The sequence below is a fragment of the Agrilactobacillus composti DSM 18527 = JCM 14202 genome (assembly GCF_001436375.1).
In the GTDB taxonomy this organism is placed as follows: domain Bacteria; phylum Bacillota; class Bacilli; order Lactobacillales; family Lactobacillaceae; genus Agrilactobacillus; species Agrilactobacillus composti.
On record NZ_AZGA01000074.1, the window covers coordinates 1 to 17181 of the forward strand.

The window sequence follows — 17181 nt, forward strand, 5'->3', positions numbered from 1 at the left end:
ATATAAAATACCCCACAATCATTAGACTTCTTGTCTAACAATTGTAGGGCACTTCAGGTTGGACTAAGGATTTTTACGTTACTTTTGAATCATGCTTAAGCTTTGACCGCTTGACCTGGTTTAGCTTTTTTAGCCACTTCAGAACTCATGGCCATGTTGTCGTTGTAGCCCCAGACCCAAGTCACGATAAAGCTGACCAGGATAGCGGCGCCACTGGCAATCAAGAAGGCCCAGAAGCTGTTTAAGTCGGTTGGATTTTTCGGATTGAAGAAGGATGGGAAGCCGATGAGGCCGCCGGTGAAGCCAAACATGTTACCATGCATCAAACCGGTGATGAAACCACCCACGGCGGAACCAATCAAACCGGATACGAAGACTTTGCGGAAGCGCAGGTTGATCCCGTAAATAGCGGGTTCGGTGACGCCACAAAAGGCGGAAATCATAGCGGCGAAACCTAATTCTTTGATAGCGGCTTTCTTGGATTTGATGGCAACTGCTAAGACCGCGGCACCTTGAGCTACCATGGTGGTACTGATGATGGCGTTCAGTGGGCTGGCCCCATTGCCAGAAATTTGTTGGGCCACCAATGGCACCACGCCCCAATGTAGGCCGAAGATAACCAGGACTTGGTAGAAACCGCCGATGACCAAACCGCCAGCCCAGCCAGAAACGCTGACCAACCAAGTGATGAAGGTGGCTAAACCGTTGGCGATACCTTGAATCACTGGCCCGGTGACGATCAAGGTGATGGTGGAGACGATTAGAATCGTAATTAGCGGGATGAAAATCATTTGCAGGTAATTAGGCAGATGGGCTTTGAGCCAATCTTCAATTTTCTTGGCCATCCATGCGGCCAAAATAATTGGGAAAATGGAATAAGTATAGTTCAGGAATTGGAAGTTGAAGCTACCGATTTCAAACATGGTTTTAAAAGACTTACCCCAGGTGATCATTTGCGGATAGGTCAGAAAAGCCCCAATCACGGCGGCGATAATCGGGTCGCCTCCCAGGCGCCGGGCGGCGGAGAAGCCCACCATTACCGGCAGGAAGAAGAAGGCAGCGTCGGCCATGGCGGAAACGGTCAAGTAAGGGACACTCTTAGGGTCTAATAATCCCCCTAATTGCGGCAAGGTCAACAGGGCCAACAAGCCCTTGATGATCCCGGATGCAGCCAAGACCCCGATGACTGGGCTCATGGAACCGGTGATGACCCCTAGTAAGTTATTGAAGCCATTTTTGAGCTTGTCCCAAAAATTCAAGTCAGGATCAGCATCGCCCCCGGTGGCGACTACAGCTTCTTCCGTGGCGCTGGTGTCGGCAAAGCCGGGACCTAATTGGTCAATCACCGCGTCATACACATTGGCCACGGCGTTGCCAATAACGACTTGGTACTGGCCCTGGGCTTGGCGCACGTCGATGACCCCCGGCGTGTTCTTCAACACGTCAGTTTTTGCTTGATCGGTATCTTCTAGATAAAACCGTAGGCGGGTAATACAATGGATCAAACTGTTGACGTTTTGCGGGCCCCCAACGTTAGTAATAATCGTTTTTGCTAAATCGGTGTAATCTTTTTTAGCCATGTTTATTCCTCCTTACTTGGCAGTGGCCGTACCCACCACGTCACCAGCTGCAATTTCCCCAGGTTTGATAGAAAGTTCTGCCAATTTATCGTTGGAATTGGTGATCACCACGATGATCACAGTATCTAAGTCAGCTGCCGCCACGGTTTTTAAATCCATGGTAGCTAGGGGCTGGCCCCCAGTGACCTGGTCGCCAGTTTTCACGTTAATGGTAAAAGGCGCACCCTTTAAGTCCACTGTATCCACCCCCATATGAATTAAAACTTCTAAGCCGTTGGCCATGGTGATGCCCACGGCGTGTTTGGTGTCGGCCACCATGGTGATAGTGCCAGCCACTGGGGCCACGATGGTATTATCGGTAGGTTTGACCCCGAAGCCGTCGCCCATGGCTTTGGAAGCAAAAACTTGGTCGCTGACTTGGGCTAAATCGATCAATTCACCGTTAACAGGGGCGTACACTTGATTGTCCACAACGGGTTGGTTTTTCTTGAATAATTTAAACATGATAAGTCCTCCTGATATTCTGGGTTAAATCGCTTACAAAATAATGGCTATAAATTCTAAAACGTTTTCATGAGTTCAGTATATAGCCTATACGTACAGGTGTCAAATATATCGCTATTATTTTTTATAAATGCTGTTATATAAGTGATTTAGATGATTACAACTAATTAATTTACTTGTCTAAACAAGTGTGCTATAATCCGATTTGTAAACGTTTTAACTGTCAAAGGAGGCGTTCGTGATGGACACCCAAGTTAAATATTTAAATATTGCCCAGGATTTAACCGATAAAATTAAACATGACCTGTATCCTACAGGGACATTGTTGCCCAGTGAAGCGGACTTGACCAAATTATATGGGACATCTCGGGCCACCATTCGCAAAGCTTTGACCGAACTTACCAATAATGGTTTGATTCAAAAAATAAAGGGGAAGGGGTCCGTGGTGTTAAACACCGCCCGCTTTACTTTCCCAATTTCTGGAATCACCACCTTTTCTGAATTAAATGAAAGCCAGCAAATGCACGCCACCACTAAGGTATTGACCTTAGCGGAGGGGACTTTGCCCCAAGACATCATTGACCAAACCCAAGTCAAAGATCCCCGGGTCACTTTTGTGCAGCGACTGCGGACCATTAATGAAGAACCCATTGTGGTGGACGAAGATTATATCCTCAAGTCCGTGGTGCCCAATATCCCAGAAAAAGTCGCGGAACATTCTTTATACCGGTATTTTGAAGAAACCCTGGGTCTGGAGATCGCCTATGCCACCAAGACCATCACGGTGGAACCGGTGAGTGACAAGATGTGCCATTATCTGGGCTTAGGCGCTAATAACAATTTAGCGGTGGTGGTGCGGAGTTTGACTTATTTGAACGATACCACCTTTTTCCAATACACCGTTTCCCGGCACCGACCGGACCGCTTTAAGTTCGTGGACTTTGCCCGGCGCCACCATCATGGCCAATAACTGGAGGAAACTTATCAATGAATTTTGAAAATAAAGTGATTTATCAAATCTATCCCAAGTCCTTTTACGACAGCAATGGGGATGGTATTGGGGACTTGCCCGGTATCATCGCCAAAATCCCTTATCTGGCTAAACTGCATATCGATATGATTTGGTTCAACCCGTTTTTCGTGTCCCCCCAAAAGGACAACGGCTATGACATTGCCGACTATTACGCGGTGGATCCCATGTTTGGCACCATGGCCGACTTTGACCAGTTGGTGACCGCCTTAAAATCGGCAAATATTGAAGTCATGCTAGACATGGTTTTAAATCACGTGTCCACCGCCAGTACTTGGTTTCAAAAAGCCCTGGCTGGGGATAAAAAGTATCAAGATTTTTTCTACATCAGAGACCCTAAGCCCAACGGCGACCTGCCCAACAACTGGGACTCCAAATTTGGCGGCCCCGCTTGGGCACCTTTTGGGGATACCGGCAAATATTATCTGCATTTATATGACCCCAGCCAAGCGGATCTAGATTGGCATAATCCGGTGGTCCGGGAAGAATTGTTCAAAGTGATCAATTTCTGGCGGGCCAAGGGCGTTAAAGGCTTCCGCTTTGACGTGATCAATGTCACCGGTAAGCCCACCGACTTGGCTGATGCCCCTGCTGGCACCGACAGCAAATTTATGTATACCGACACGCCCGTGGTGCAACAATACTTACAGGAAATGAACCGGGCCAGCTTTGGCCAGGATGCTGACAGCATCACCGTGGGGGAAATGTCCTCCACCACCATCCCCAATTCCGTGGCCTACACCCTGCCGGCTAACCACGAGCTCACCATGGTGTTCACCTTCCACCATCTCAAGGTGGATTACGACCACGGCGAAAAATGGTCTAAAGTGCCCTTTGATTTCCAATTGTTAAAAAAGACCCTGAATGACTGGCAGGTGGGGATGGTTCAAGGTGGGGGCTGGAACGCTTTATTTTGGAATAACCACGACCAGCCTTGGGCGCTGAATCGCTTTGGCGACCCCGGGACTTATCGGGTGAAATCGGCCACCATGTTGGCTACAGCCATGCATTTATTGCGGGGGACCCCTTATATTTATCAGGGTGAGGAAATTGGTATGATCGACCCGGCTTATGAAACCATGGCGGATTACGTGGATATCGAAGCTAAAAACGCCTATGCCCGGCTCTTAAAGCAGGGCAAAACTCCGGCAGAAGCCTTTGCCATCGTGCAGTCCAAGGCCCGGGACAACTCTCGGGCTCCCATGCACTGGGATGACAGTGAGCATGCCGGCTTTACCACGGGGACCCCATGGCTGCGGCCCACGGACCAAGGTCAAATCAACGTGGCCGCTGAATTAGACCATGGGGAAATTTTTGATTATTACCAACAATTGATTCATCTGCGTCATACCGACCCGATTATTTCATTGGGGGATTATGCCCCGGTGCAATTAGGGGATGCGCAAGTTTATGCCTATGTCCGCTTGTATCAAGGCCGGCAATTGCTGGTTTTAAATAACTTCTACGGCACGGAAACGACTTTTGAAGTTCCGGTGGCTTATCAAGTGGCTCAAGCCAAGACCTTGATCAGCAATTACAACCGGGACCTGACCAACCTGCCAGCGCAAATTAAATTACAGCCTTATGAAGCCATCGCTTTAGCTTTTTAAAAAGCGATTTAAAAAAGAGCCCAGCAGCACTGTATCGCAGTGATGCCGGGCCCTTTTCATGAGGATTACTATTATCCCCATACCCTTGGTAGGCGTATAATAAACTCATTGGGAGGGATAGCTATGTTTCATAGTTCAAAATCCAGATTAGACGCTATTTCAGATGGGGTTTTCGGGGTGGTTTTGACCATCATGGTGTTGGATATCAAAGCACCCAGCAATTTATCCTGGCAGCATTTAGGTAATCTGCCTGAAGAAATACTGACCTTTTTTATCAGTTTTGCGGTAATTGGCCAATATTGGATTTTCCATCAAGAGCTCTTTAGCAAATTAACCAAACCTACCACGAAATTATTGATCTTAAATCTGTTTTACTTATGCTTTGTCTGTTTGATGCCCTTTGCCACTTCATTGTTGAACAATGATTTAACGGCCCGCTTTAACACCACGATTTTCGCCCTGGTGGTATGCTTGGTGGATTCCTTACAATTCATCTTGTTCCATCAAGTCATGGGCCACTGGCAGCGCCAAGGCCAAAGCCCCACCAAACACGACTTGCAGGAGTATCATTCCGCCATCATCATGTTTGGTTTTAGCATCGTATACTTACTGGTGGGCATCTTATGGCCGCTATTTTTACTACCCACCATTGCCCTAAGCTTTTTAGTCCGGACGATTATTTCCCGAACGTTGACCAAAGAAGTGGTGTAAATTCGATAAAATACATCAAAAGAGACCAATGATTGCTGAAATTTAGCATCATTGGTCTCTTTATTTGGGCTAACTGGCTTGTTTCATCCGACCATCCAAAATTTCATAAATATGATCGGCATATTTTTCCAAGCGCATGTCGTGGATCACCACTACCAAGGCTTTATCCCGTTGCCGGGCTAGGTCTTGGAACAATTGGCCCACCACGGCTACCCGCTCACTGTCTAAGGCTGCCGTGGGTTCATCGGCTAGGATGATTTCTGGGTCTGGGTACAAGGCCCGGGCGATGGCCACCCGCTGCATTTGACCCCCGGATAATTCGCTGGGGTATTTTTTCACTAAGTTGGCGATATCTAAATCCTGTAATAACGCGTTCAAATCGCTGGCGGAGAGGTTATGCTGCGTTTTGATCCGGTCCACAAATTGGAATTGTTCGGCCACGGTCAAATAGGGGACCAAATTATAAGCCTGGAGGATAAAGCCAATTTTCCGCAGGCGCAGGGCATCCCGGGCTTTTGGGGACAACTGGCTCATGGTCTCAGATTCCACCACTACTTGGCCGGAACTTGGGGTTTGCAGGCCCCCGGCGATGGTCAAAAAGGTGCTTTTCCCAGAACCTGAGGGGCCCACGATGAGGCTGACTTCGCCTTTTTGGGCGCTGAAATTGATATTTTGTAAGACGTCGATTTTGCTGGTATCCACGCCAAAAGATTTGTTCACATTGGTTAATTCGATAACGGACATATTTTCAGAAACCTCCTATGGTTAACCGATAACGCTGACGGGGTCGACTTTTAAAATTAAGCGCACGGGGATGATGGCCCCTAAAATCCCGGTGAGGATGATCCCCACGGTGATGACAGCTAGTAACGGCAGGTTAAAGCCGATGGGGACCCCCATGGGCAGGACGCTGGCGGTCAAGGCCGTCAAGGCGATGGCCAAGACTAAACCGCCGCTGACCAAAAGTAGGGCTTGGCTAATGGTGTTTTGCACCAGGGTTTTAGCCGGTACCCCCTGGGCCCGCAGCACCGCGTAATTGGGCAGTTTTTGAATGGTCAAAATGTATAAGAACACAGCGATGACCACAATGGAGATCACCATCAAAAAGCCGATCATCAAGGTGAAAGTGGTGTTTTGGGCACTATAGCCGGGCAGGGCTTGAATGAAAGTATGGACATCGTAGCTCTTCAATTGGGTAATGCCGGTGGTATACTTGGCGTTTTTAGACACAATGCCGCTGGCCGTAAAGCTGTTCGGCAGGTTCTTCAAAGTCCGCCAAGTGCTTAAATTCCCGTAAATGATTGGGGCGATATTCAACTTGGCATTTTCTGTAAAGCCCACAATGGTATAGGCCTGGGACTTGGAATTAAACTTCAGCGTGTCCCCTAATTTATAGCCATCTTGTTGAAATTGGCTATCCACCACCACTTGATTGGCGCCGTTGACCTGATGGCCACTGGTCAATTTCATATCCTGGGCAATATATTGCTTGGTGTCCAGGCCGATGAACTGGGCGGAAATATTGCGGGCCTTAGATCCTTTGGCCACCACGGAACTTTGACCCACGTAACTCTCGCTTTTGGATAAAGTCAATTTGTCCGTTTGGGACTTGGTCAACAGGGACTGTTGTAAGCTGGTGTTGGCATCTTTATCCAAGACGATGCGCTGGGCGCCCCAGGATTCCACCCCCTGGGTATTTTGCTGGGCTAAGCCAAAAGCTAGCCCGCTCAAGATATAAACTAAGTAGCTGATCAACAGCACCATGCCAATGATCAGGCCGTAACGTAATTTTTCGTGCTTGATTTCCTTTAAAGCTAAGAACATTAAGCGTCGATCCTTTCTAAGGCCTGTAGGCTGGCCGTCAATTTTGCCAGGAGGCTGGATTTTAATTCAGGGGTGATGAGGATTTGGCGCAGGGTTTCATGGGTGAGGACCATGGCCGCCCAAGCGTTGGCCGGCGTGTCTTTGACCCGAGCCACATCCACTGGGGGTTGTACCCGATTTAAGAGGCCTTCGTTTTGCATGAAGTGCAGTCGAATCAATTGGCGATAAGCATTATTGGCCACGTTGTCTAAGAAGGCTTCCGTGTAATGCAGGTAATCAGCGGCCACCATGGGCGTGCTTAGGTTTTGCTTGATATTTTGATGAATTTCCCCCATGGCGGTGCTATAGAGATAAAGATAAGCATCTTCAATATCTGTGAAGTACTTGTAAAAGGCCCCCCGGGAAATCCCAGCGGTTTTAATGATTCGGGCCACTTGGGCCTGGGCTAAAGGATAACTGGAGAATTCCTGGAGCAGGGCCTGGGTCACCAGGTTTTTTTTATCAGTTTTTAAGTTGTCGAAGGTTGTACTGGGCATGGTTCCAAAATTCCTTTCTTGAACACTTTTTAAAAGGTGACACCGTGTCACTCATTGGGACTACTATACCTAAAAAGTGACACCGTGTCAACATCGATTGAAAATTTCTTTGAAAGGCACAAAAAAAAGGCGCCACACCGGGGAGGATCGGTGTGACGCCCTGAATTACCTATTGATTTTTAAACTTACGAACAGTGATAATATCCATGACAGCCATGATCAACAGCAAGACCCCAAACAATCTAACCGCCAACAAAGTGGCACTGAATGGGTTAAAGACTAAGACCACGCCCACGATGACTAACAACACGCCATAGAGCACAAAGGGTAGTGGGGAAACATTCACGTACTGCTTGTGATTCAAAGCGCTCATGATCTTGGAAATCCCGTTGACCCCTAAAATCACACCCATGATAATGGGTAAGAAGGCCAACAACGGTTTAGCCAAGACCCAAATCATCAAGGCGGCTAACAGTTGCAAAACGGCCAAAGTTACGCCAATATTAGATTGACCACTACTGTGCCGTTCTTTGAGGGCAGCCACCAAATTGATGACCCCGAAGACCCCCACGAAGGCCGCCATGACAGTGATAAAGCTATTCAGCGTCCCATTAGGTTCAAAGAGGGCAAACAGACCAAAGAGCACATATATTAAACTTTTGAGCCAAGTATATCTGCGAATCGTACCAAAAAAGTTACTCATTTCTTCACACCTCATTATTGAAGTACAACATTAACATTTATTTTATAGTTCTATTTTAAACATAACGTCCGTAAATAAACAGGGACTTAAGGAGTATCTCATGGAGTATTCAAATCATCATTTAGCCCGATTTATCGATCGACCCAACCGTTTTATCGCCCACTGTGCTTTGCTAGACACCGGGGAAGTGGTCACCGTTCACGTGAAAAACACCGGGCGTACCACCATTTTGCAACCCGGAGTCACTACTTCTCTGGTAAAAAGTGACAACCCCAAGCGCAAGACCCAATATGACTTAGTGGCCGCCAAAAAATACGACCGCATTTGGATCAACGTGGATTCTCAAGCTCCCAACGTGGTAGTTAAGGCTGGCTTGGAAAGTAATTATATCAAATTGCCAGGTATCAAGTACATTGAAACGGTTTTGCCTGAGACCAAATTTTTAGATTCCCGCATCGATTTCATGGGCTTTGACGACTTAAAGCGGCCCTTTTTCCTGGAGGTGAAAGGCGTCACCTTAGCCAATGAAGGCATCGCCGCCTTTCCCGACGCCCCCACCACCCGGGGCTTGAAACACGTCCATACCTTAGAAAAAGCCATGGCTGAAGGTTATTTAGGGTATTTATTGTTTGTGATTCAAATGGCCGACATCAAAGCCATGACCATTGACCGGGCGATTTATGAGCCCTTAGCCCTGGCCATTGAACAGGCCCAAGCTAAAGGCTTAAACGTCTTGGCCTACGGTTGTGCCGTCACGCCCCAGACCTTAACACTAACCGACCCGGTGCCCTTTGACCTCCAGCAGCCCTTTGTCAGCGACGGTTTGCCCAGTTCCATCAAGCCGCCGAAAAAATAGGACATTTGCTTTTAACGTGTATTTCCCACATAATAATAAGTAAGACTGTAACCATTTTCAAAAGATAACGGAGGTTTTATTTTGAGTATTCGCTTGGTAGTAACTGATATTGATGGCACTTTTTTTGACGACCAACATCACTATGACGTAGACCGCTTCAACGAACAATATCAAGAGATGCATCGCCAGGGCATTCATTTTGCCGTGGCCAGTGGCAATGACTTGATCCACCTCCATGATGTTTTTGAAGCTAAGTCCCCCTTGCAAACCTTTGTGGCTGAAAATGGCGCCAACATCGTGGACGGCCAAAAACCCATCGCCCAAAGCCTGATCAAACCAGCTATTTTAGAACCCTTGATTGACCGCTTAGAATCTGACCCGTTATTTGAAGGGGCCCATATTCACTTGTCCGGCAAGCAAGGGGCTTATGCTAGAAAAGATGACCCCAGTATTCACAGTGAGTTAGTGCGCTATTATATTCCCAAAATGATGGCCGTTGATGACCTGCGGGATGTCAGCGATGACATTTATAAATTAAACTTAGGCTTTGACCAAGGGGAAGTCATGGCTGAAGCCAAAAAAATCAACCGACTCTTCGGCCAGCACGTCTTCGCTACACCAAGCGGTTTTGGCAGTATTGACGTGATCCCCAAGGGTGTCAACAAAGCCTATGGTATCGACCAATTACAACAGCACTGGGATTTGACCCCAGATGAAATCATGGCCTTTGGGGATAATTTCAATGACTTAGAAATGCTGCAGCACGTGAAACACGGTTATGTGATGAAAAATGCCCCCCAAGCCATGCACCAATTTGACCTACCAGTGACGCCTCTGGATAATAATGAGAGTGGCGTTTTGGACATGTTGGACCGCTTGTTGGTGGGCCAATTACCCCTGTAATTTTTGACAAATTAACGTTATTGTACAAAGCTTGGGCCAAATGTTGTATAATTAAGGAGTAGTATGAAAGGGGGGAATCTTCATGTTATCAGGTTTACTTACTTTATTAGGGACTGCACCTAATATCATCCTTGGTGGTATTGGCAACATCGTAACTTACGTTGTTAATACAATTGGCTCACTCTTCAACGGTGGCCTTTAATCTTTAGCAATCAATGAATCCGGTCACGACAAGTCGTGACTAACAAAAAAGCAATGCCGGTTCAAAAACGTGATTCGTTTTTGAATTGACATTGCTTTTCTACTTGGTATTAATGGGGATAAATGGCCGCCACTTGTTCTTTGACGACTTTGTGATCTAAGAAATCATCATAATGGGTATCGGCCCGGTCTACCACACCCAGTGGGCCAACTTCAATAATATGGTTAGCGATGGTTTGGATGAATTGGTGGTCATGACTGGTGAAAATCACAGCCCCGGGGAAGTCGATCAAGGCATCATTTAACGCCGTGATGCTTTCCATATCTAAGTGGTTCGTAGGGTCGTCTAGCAATAAAACATTGGCTTTACTGAGCATGAGCTTAGCCAAATAACTGCGGACTTTTTCACCCCCGGATAAAACCGGGACAGCTTTTAGGACTTCTTCACCGGAGAAGAGCATCCGGCCTAAGAAACCCCGTAAGAAGGTGTTGTCATCTTCTTCTTTGTTCTTCACAAATTGCCGCAACCAGGACAAGATATCTAAAGATTCATCGGTAAACTCTGGGGTCAAGTCCTTCGGCATGTAAGCTTTGTTAGCAGTCACGCCCCAAGAAATGGTGCCACTATCGGGTTGATCTTCCCCAGCCAAGAGGCGCATCAATTGCGTTGCGGTGACGTCATTGCGGCTGACAATGGCGGTTTTGTCCTCCGGCCGCAGGGTGAAGCTGACATTATCTAAGACTTTGACGCCGTCCACGGTTTTAGACACATGGTCCACCCGCAGTAAGTCGTTACCCAAAGGCCGTTCCATTTCAAATTTGATGAAGGGGTACTTGCGGCTGCTGGGTTTAATATCGTCTAAAGTAATTTTCTCCAATTGTTTCTTACGGGCCGTGGCCTGTTTAGACTTAGACGCATTGGCGGAGAAGCGGGCCACGAATTCTTGGAGTTGCTTGATCTGCTCTTCTTTTTTAGCGTTGGAATTGGCTTGTAGTTGTTGGGCCAACTTGCTGGATTCTAGCCAGAAGTCGTAGTTGCCCACGAACATCTCGATTTTGCCAAAGTCCACGTCGCACATCATGGTGCAGACTTTGTTCAAGAAGTACCGGTCATGGCTCACCACTAAGACGGTTTTGTCGTAATCGGCTAACCAGTTTTCCAGCCACATGATGGTCTCAGGATCCAGACCATTGGTTGGTTCGTCCAGTAATAACACATCAGGATTACCGAAGAGGGCTTGGGCCAATAAGACTTTTATTTTTTGGCTTTCGGGTAATTCTCCCATTAGTTTTTCGTGGTCACCTTCAGGAATACCCATGGATTGCAATAACTGGGCAGCGTCGGATTCAGCATTCCAGCCGTCCATTTCCGCGAATTCAGCTTCTAAGTTGGCAGCTTTATTGCCATCGGCTTCAGAGAAATCCGGTTTGGCATAAAGGGCATCCTTTTCAGTCATCACGTCATACAGGCGTTCATAACCTTGGATCACGGTGTTCAACACGGTCTGGTCGTCAAAGGCAAAGTGATCCTGGCGCAGATTGCTCATGCGTTCGTGGGGATCTAAATGAACGGAACCGGTGGTTGGGGCCAATTCCCCGGACAAAATTTTTAAGAACGTGGACTTGCCAGCCCCGTTGGCACCAATGATACCGTAGCAGTTACCCGGCGTGAATTTTAAATCAACGTCTTCATAAAGCTTACGGTCGGAAAAAGACATGGAGACATTCGTTACAGTTAACAAGGCGTACCTCACTTTTCTTCTAGTTGTGATTAGGACATGACGATAGATGGCAACCCCACCAACCAAGCGAATCAATCGGACAGAATTGCCATTTTAAAAAGGTTATTTCAGATTCTTTAATCGTATCAGAAATACGGGGTATAAACAATAGGGAAAATCAGGGTGGCTTTGGTTGGTTAAAAAAGAGCGAAAAAAATAGCCGTTAACAACGGCTAAAACCCTATATCGCAATACTATTACAGTAGCCGAGTTGTATCCAGCAACTCGGTTTTTAGTATTACTTTATATAGGTATAATATCTATTTTAGGCACTTTCGTCAATAATTTCGTACCAAAATCATCAACCATACAGCTTCTTTTTCTCCAAATATGCCGCAAACTTATCCAAGCCTAAATTAACTGGCTTCATTAAGAACTGCCGAATATAGTCCACCACAGCTCCTACCAATAAGACCACTAGGGCGGCTCCTAAACCGTATAGCAGGATTTGGCTGGTATGGTGGAATTGGGTGCCCCGAATGGCCCAGTTCCATAAAGGGGTGACTAAGAAGAAGTTGGAGTGGAGCAGGTAGACCCCATACATGGTGGTGGCCAAGGAATTGATGATGGTGCTGTGTTTGATGTGCAGATCCTTGAAGAATAGGAACAAACAGGTGCCGGCTATTAATGGGAAGGGACTATTGCCATCCATGAAATAACCGAAATAAAGGGTCTTGTTTAAATATTGCAGGTTGTGGGCTTGCATGTAGTCTAATAAGAGCAGGGATAAAGCCGATAAAATCACGGCCAGAAAGAATAAGCCCACATATAACCAGCGTTTTTTAGGACTGAAGTCTTCCGGATAATAGCGAATATAGGCCCCGATCAAGTAAATCAAAATCAAAGATACCGCGTCATAACCATTGCTGCCAGCCGCTGGGCTTAACATAAATACCTGCGTGATGGTCAAAGTAATGCCTAAAACCACCAACAAGGTGCGGTATTGGGTCTTACTCATATGCTTTAAGGCCAGATTAATGAATGGAAATAAGAAGTACAAAATGATATAAGCGGTGGCGTACCAATTGGCCACCCCAAAGGTCACTGGAAATAAATTCCGGACAAAATCCACCGGTGAGACGACCGGCTTTCCCACAATTTTCACCAAAATCAATACGGTCCAAGAATAAAAGAGGACTTCCGCCCAGTTATGTAAGAGGCTGCGCCATTTGAAGCGGCTTTTGGCCAGGAAGTACCCGGAGATCAAGGTGAAGGTGACCACCCCCATGCGGCCCCCCACCCATAGGAATTGCACGGCTTCTTTGCGCAGGAACATGGTATTGGTGGCAAAGTACCAGTTGGTGCCCAGGGCGTAATGGCCCAAAATAATAATAAACATACTGACGATACGCAGCAATTCAAAATTGGAGCTGCGTTTTTGAATGCGATTATCCATTATGTATCCCCCTCGAAAAAAGCGTTTCACGGGACGATCTAAAAACTAACGCCGTGAAGCCCTGCTAATATCATACACCGGCGCCATAGGGGAAAGATAGAAATTTAAGCAAAACTTTGACTTGTTTTTTCAAGAGAAGTAATTATAATAAAGGTGAAGTGAGTGAGCACTCACTTACGAAAATGAGGTGATCGTCATGTCAGAGACAATTCATGTGTCCAACTTGCAGCAGGGCTATGGTAAAACCGTCGTGCTGCGGGATATTAACTTAAGCATTCAAAGTGGCGAAATATTGGCCTTGATTGGACCCAGTGGGGCGGGGAAAACCACGCTGGTGAGTACCATTATGGGGATGTTAAAACCCCAACAAGGCCAAGTCACGGTGCTGGGGCAAACCATGCCCAACCGGCAATTGCTGGCCAAAATTGGTTATATGGCCCAAACCGATGCCCTCTATGAAGCCTTGACCGGCCGGGAAAATTTGAATTTCTTTGGGGCCATGCAAGGCTTGACCCCCGGGCAACTCAAGCAGCAGATACCCCACGCTGCCGGTGTTGTCAATTTGCAACAGGATTTGGATACCCGGGTCCAGGCTTATTCCGGGGGGATGAAGCGCCGGCTGTCCTTGGCCATTGCCCTGGTATCTGATCCGGAGCTGTTGATTTTAGATGAACCCACCGTGGGCATCGACCCGGAGTTGCGCCAGCAAATTTGGCAGGAACTGCATCAATTAGCGACGAAAGGCAAGACCATTTTACTCACCACCCACGTGATGGAAGACGCCGAACAAGCCGACCAGTTGATGATGATCCGAAACGGCGCGGCCATCGCCCAGGGCACACCTAAACACTTAATCGCCGCTTTCCATGTGGACAGCGTGGAAGCCGTATTCTTAAAAGCCGGGAGGCAGCAAGATGAGAACAATCGCTATATTTAAACGGGTATTGCAAGAAATGTTTCGGGACAAGCGCACATTAGCCCTCATGTTCGTGGCGCCCCTGTTGATTTTGACCCTAATTTATTTCTTATTCCAGTCCAACAACGACCAAACCGCCGCCCTGGGGGTACAAAACGTCAATTCAACCCTGGTGAAAGCCATCGACAATGACCACGTGACCATTCATCAATTGTCGGATTCAGCTAGCGCTAAAAGGGTCATTCGCCAAAAGGATTATGCGGGCGTCTTGGTTCAAAAGGGTGATAAACTCACTTTAACCTTACAAAACAGTGACCAAAGCAAGAGCGCCATTCTCAAACAGAGCTTACAGGCGGCTCAAGTCAAATTAAAGACGAAAGCTATGGCTACTACTTTGAAAGCCCAAGGTCAAGCCCTGCAAAAGCTACAACAAGCGCTGGCCGCGGCCACTCGGAATCCCAATTTAGCCCAAAACCAAGCCGGGGCTCCGAAAGTCCCGAATTATAAGCTAAAGACCCACTATTTATACGGTAATGCCGATTCCACCTTTTTTAACACGCTACTGCCCATCATGATGGGCTTTGTGGTATTCTTCTTCGTCTTCTTGATTTCTGGGATCGCGTTATTGAAGGAGCGGACCACAGGGACCCTGTATCGCCTGTTGGCCACCCCGGTGAAACGCAGTGAGATCATCAATGGTTATCTAGTGGGCTATGGGCTGTTCGCCTTGATTCAAACCTTGTTGATTGTGTTCTATAGTATCTTCGTATTCAAAATTCAAATCCTGGGCAGTATTTGGAACCTATTGATCATTAATGTGTTGCTGGCTTTTGTAGCCTTGACCCTGGGCCTGTTCATTTCCACTTTTGCAGCTTCGGAATTTCAAATGGTGCAGTTTATTCCAGTGGTGGTGATTCCCCAGATTTTCTTCTCCGGCATTATCCCCATCAATCAAATGGCCCATTGGCTGCAACCCATCGCCCGGATCATGCCCCTGTATTATGGCGCCGACGCCATGAGCAATGTGATCCAAAAGGGCGCGAATTTCATGAATATCGGTTTTGATTTAACGATTCTAGTGGGTTTTGCGGTACTATTCTTAATGTTGAATATGGTGACCATGCGTCGTTACCGGCAAGTTTAGAGGTGGAAAAATGGCAATTAATGATGTTCAAACCCTATTTGCGAAAAGTTTAGATGAATCCAGCTTAACCGCTAAACAGAAGGCAGTCCTGCGGGCCAGTTTGACCCTCTTTTCTGAAAAGGGTTATGACCACACCAGTACCAAGGATATCGCCCAGGCCGCCGCGGTGTCTGAGGGCACCGTTTATAAACAGTTTAAAACCAAAGAAGGTATTCTCACGGCGATTCTGGGCCCCTTTGTCCAGCAAGTCTTGCCCCGAATCGCCACGGAGTTTTTAGGGGATGTGATGAATACCTCTTATCCCGACTTTGCCGATTTACTGCGTTCCATCGTGGCAGATCGCTTAAGCTTTGCCTTGAATAACCGCAAACAGTTGCGCATACTAGCCCAAGAAATGGTGGCCAATGCTAAAATTATTGAAGGTTTTCAACAACAGGTCGATCGCGTGCTACCTCGAGTTTTTCCAGTAATTCAGCACTATCAGCAACAACATCAATTAGTGGATTGGGAACCGTCTCGGATTGCCCGTTACATGATCAGCACCATGATGGGCTATGTTTTGCCAGTCATTCTCAGTGACACGGATACCCTTGATGTTGCTAAAGCCAGCAAGGAAACCACCGAGTTTTTGTTGAAGGGCTTGCGGCCTTGAAAACTGGTGCAGGGAGGAATCATTTTTGCAATCCCAAAACAACATTAAAAAGCTATCCTGATTTTTAGGATAGCTTTTTAATGCCTATTTTTGAATAGACTGGCACCTACTCATAAGCGTATTTGACGGCAAAGGCAAAGGCTTGTAAACTAGTCAATGGTTCTCGGCACTAAAGTACCGAGCTTGTCTCTCACCACCAAGTGGCGAGGGTATCTGGATAGATACCTTTAGACTTACGCCTAACGCTATGTGGTCTAACAACCTTACGGCCTTCCACGTAGTTTGCGTGTGATAAGCACGCGCTGTGTTGGCGTTACTTGCCACTGGGTCTTACTTATCTAAGGGTCCCAGCGGTCCGATGATTGACTTCACCGGCAATTGAACAGGTTTACCCGCTCGCACTTTTTTTCTTTTTGAGTTTGGGCTTTTTCACGCCGTCAACATACTGGGTACCCAGGTATTGAATGTTCATGGCACCTACCCGGTCATCATTGGACTGGTAACCGCAGTTTGAACATTGGTAAGCGTGCAGTTGGTGGTTGCGATTCGTCTTCTTGATTTCACCACAGTGAGGACAGTGCTGACTGGTATAAGCCGCACTAACCGTGATAACTGCAGCGTCTGCCTGGATAACCTTGTAAGTCAACATCTGTTCCAGCTGGTAAAATGCCCAAGATACTTTCTCATAGCGGTTATCTTTGACCGTCTTTTCCGTGGCAAAACGAACGTTGACCAGATCTTCTAGAACAAACAAGGTATTTGGTCCGTACTTCGCAATAAGTGTCTTAGACAGCTGATGGTTGATATCAGTCATCCAGCGGTTCTCTTTATTGC

17 protein-coding genes are annotated in these 17181 nt (G+C 47.0%); 8 read left to right on the forward strand and 9 right to left on the reverse strand.

Features of this window, described 5'->3' with window-relative positions; genetic code table 11:
• Positions 1-95: 95 nt before the first annotated feature.
• Positions 96-1580, reverse strand: a complete 1485-nt coding sequence (locus FC83_RS12290; protein ID WP_057002828.1) for a PTS transporter subunit EIIC — start codon at positions 1578-1580, stop codon at positions 96-98.
• Positions 1581-1592: 12 nt separating this feature from the next.
• Complete coding sequence (locus FC83_RS17615) at positions 1593-2084, reverse strand: PTS sugar transporter subunit IIA (protein ID WP_035455133.1); 492 nt, start codon at positions 2082-2084, stop codon at positions 1593-1595.
• 241 nt (positions 2085-2325) lie between these two features.
• On the opposite strand from FC83_RS17615, the gene treR reads away from it, so the two are divergent.
• The 3 genes from treR (at position 2326) to FC83_RS12310 (ending at position 5435) form a co-directional block, all read left to right on the forward strand.
• Positions 2326-3054, forward strand: a complete 729-nt coding sequence (treR, locus tag FC83_RS12300) for a trehalose operon repressor (protein ID WP_035455130.1) — start codon at positions 2326-2328, stop codon at positions 3052-3054.
• 17 nt (positions 3055-3071) lie between these two features.
• Positions 3072-4724, forward strand: a complete 1653-nt coding sequence (gene treC / locus FC83_RS12305; RefSeq protein WP_057002829.1) for an alpha,alpha-phosphotrehalase — start codon at positions 3072-3074, stop codon at positions 4722-4724.
• A 123-nt stretch (positions 4725-4847) separates the two neighbouring features.
• Positions 4848-5435 carry a TMEM175 family protein gene (locus FC83_RS12310; RefSeq protein WP_035455127.1) on the forward strand — a complete coding sequence of 196 codons (588 nt, stop codon included), beginning with the start codon at positions 4848-4850 and terminating at the stop codon, positions 5433-5435.
• A gap of 69 nt (positions 5436-5504) precedes the next feature.
• Here the strand turns inward: FC83_RS12310 and FC83_RS12315 are convergent, their stop codons facing one another.
• From FC83_RS12315 to FC83_RS12330, 4 genes are all read right to left on the reverse strand, one after another.
• Positions 5505-6179 (reverse strand): ABC transporter ATP-binding protein, encoded by a 675-nt coding sequence (locus tag FC83_RS12315; RefSeq protein WP_035455124.1) that lies wholly within the window; start codon positions 6177-6179, stop codon positions 5505-5507.
• A 21-nt stretch (positions 6180-6200) separates the two neighbouring features.
• Entirely contained in the window at positions 6201-7259 is a 1059-nt protein-coding gene (locus FC83_RS12320) for an ABC transporter permease (RefSeq protein WP_057002830.1), read from the reverse strand.
• On the reverse strand, positions 7259-7795 hold the full coding sequence (locus tag FC83_RS12325; protein WP_035455121.1) for a TetR/AcrR family transcriptional regulator: 537 nt from the start codon (positions 7793-7795) through the stop codon (positions 7259-7261). The genes FC83_RS12320 and FC83_RS12325 overlap by 1 nt, the downstream gene beginning before the upstream one ends.
• A 169-nt stretch (positions 7796-7964) precedes the next feature.
• Positions 7965-8498: a DUF308 domain-containing protein gene (locus FC83_RS12330; RefSeq protein WP_035455119.1), complete on the reverse strand. Its 534-nt coding sequence runs from the start codon at positions 8496-8498 to the stop codon at positions 7965-7967.
• 100 nt (positions 8499-8598) lie between these two features.
• Between FC83_RS12330 and sfsA the strand changes: the two genes are divergently transcribed.
• Positions 8599-9354, forward strand: a complete 756-nt coding sequence (gene sfsA / locus FC83_RS12335) for a DNA/RNA nuclease SfsA (RefSeq protein WP_035455116.1) — start codon at positions 8599-8601, stop codon at positions 9352-9354.
• Between the two features lie 81 nt (positions 9355-9435).
• Positions 9436-10257, forward strand: a complete 822-nt coding sequence (locus FC83_RS12340) for a Cof-type HAD-IIB family hydrolase (protein WP_035455114.1) — start codon at positions 9436-9438, stop codon at positions 10255-10257.
• A gap of 311 nt (positions 10258-10568) precedes the next feature.
• Here FC83_RS12340 and FC83_RS12345 read toward each other — a convergent pair whose 3' ends face one another.
• Positions 10569-12200 carry an ABC-F family ATP-binding cassette domain-containing protein gene (locus FC83_RS12345; RefSeq protein ID WP_057002831.1) on the reverse strand — a complete coding sequence of 544 codons (1632 nt, stop codon included), beginning with the start codon at positions 12198-12200 and terminating at the stop codon, positions 10569-10571.
• Between the two features lie 340 nt (positions 12201-12540).
• Complete coding sequence (locus tag FC83_RS12350) at positions 12541-13635, reverse strand: acyltransferase family protein (protein ID WP_035455111.1); 1095 nt, start codon at positions 13633-13635, stop codon at positions 12541-12543.
• Between the two features lie 190 nt (positions 13636-13825).
• On the opposite strand from FC83_RS12350, the gene FC83_RS12355 reads away from it, so the two are divergent.
• Genes FC83_RS12355 through FC83_RS12365 form a run of 3 tightly spaced genes read left to right on the forward strand, consistent with a single transcriptional unit; the run spans position 13826 to position 16347 of the window.
• Positions 13826-14572, forward strand: coding sequence for an ABC transporter ATP-binding protein (locus FC83_RS12355; RefSeq protein ID WP_200868868.1), 747 nt, complete (start codon positions 13826-13828; stop codon positions 14570-14572).
• Positions 14550-15695 carry an ABC transporter permease gene (locus tag FC83_RS12360; protein ID WP_057002832.1) on the forward strand — a complete coding sequence of 382 codons (1146 nt, stop codon included), beginning with the start codon at positions 14550-14552 and terminating at the stop codon, positions 15693-15695. Before FC83_RS12355 ends, FC83_RS12360 begins: the two co-directional genes overlap by 23 nt.
• Before the next feature lie 10 nt (positions 15696-15705).
• A complete protein-coding gene (locus tag FC83_RS12365; protein ID WP_035455102.1) occupies positions 15706-16347 on the forward strand; it encodes a TetR/AcrR family transcriptional regulator in 642 nt (213 codons plus the stop codon).
• 388 nt (positions 16348-16735) lie between these two features.
• Here the strand turns inward: FC83_RS12365 and FC83_RS17480 are convergent.
• Positions 16736-17181 (reverse strand): RNA-guided endonuclease TnpB family protein (locus FC83_RS17480; protein WP_236700838.1); only part of this gene is annotated, 446 nt, incomplete at its 5' end.